This is a genomic window from Bartonella bilalgolemi, assembly GCF_023500045.1.
Lineage (GTDB): Bacteria > Pseudomonadota > Alphaproteobacteria > Rhizobiales > Rhizobiaceae > Bartonella > Bartonella bilalgolemii.
In genome coordinates this window covers 1-923 of sequence record NZ_JAMCOF010000034.1, presented here as the reverse complement: position 1 = coordinate 923, position 923 = coordinate 1, and the positions used below count along the sequence as shown (strand labels likewise).

The 923-nt window shown below is 40.5% G+C and carries 1 protein-coding gene and 1 pseudogene; both read left to right on the top strand.

Annotated elements, in window-relative coordinates:
• A pseudogene (locus tag M4Z11_RS07355) lies at window positions 1–399 on the top strand (hypothetical protein); the annotation flags it as partial.
• Window positions 383–778: a hypothetical protein gene (locus M4Z11_RS07350; RefSeq protein ID WP_249678036.1), complete on the top strand. Its 396-nt coding sequence runs from the start codon at window positions 383–385 to the stop codon at window positions 776–778. The pseudogene M4Z11_RS07355 and the gene M4Z11_RS07350, both read left to right, overlap by 17 nt.
• Window positions 779–923: the final 145 nt, after the last annotated feature.

Here is a 923-nt window from a genome sequence, read left to right as displayed (position 1 = left end):
CATGATGAGGCGCTGTTAGAATTTGAGCGGTTCACAAATTACTGGTTAGCAAATCCAAGTAAAAATGCAAACAAACGGGATTGGCAAAGGACATGGTACAGTTGGGTTACAAATCCCGATTATGGAATGCTAGCAAAGAAAAAAGCAAGATTAGAACAGGAAAAACGGTTAGGTGTTTATCATGGCAAATTCCCTCAGAAAACTTTCACAGAACAGCTTGCAGAAGGCTTCAACGAACTCAGAGATCATCTCTCATCTGGAGAAGATTATGGAAATGATCAGTCCGGGGTATCCGTTGACGCTGAAAGCTGGGAATTCATTGACGAAACAGGAGGAGGAGCAAGCCTTAGATTCTTGCAATCGTCTACAAGCGTTGCTCTCTGTGAAAGCTTCAGTTAAGCAAATTGAGCAAGCTTCTTTCCTCCTCTCAAGCATGAGAGTTCCTGCGAATACAGATGCCAAAGCCGTGGTTTTATCCTATGGCATGATGCTGGACCGCATTTCATCATATGCTCTGAAAAAAGGTGTTGAAGATATCGTAACTGGTCAAGCACTTGGGATATCAAAAACATTTATGCCAACTTGTGGAGAGCTTTTAGCTTATTGCCAGACAGTAGAAAATACACTTCTTTCAAAAGCCGAAAGTGTCCGTAGAGCAATTGAAAATACACGTAAGAAAGTACTCCAAGAAAAAACAGCGCAAGAGCATTTTAGACCCCTAACGCTTGTTCACAAGCAAGAGCTTGAAGAGGTTTTAATGGTCTTGGGAGAACAGTAAAAAACATTTCATGTTAGCAAAATAGTGAAAAGTGGTGATCGTTTTGTGATTGTATATGTGTTTAGATCGACAGAAACGTACCGTAGAAAGAGATTTGATAGTTTTTTGATGAATTCCACATTGGCAACATAAAAAGCGCTGTGTG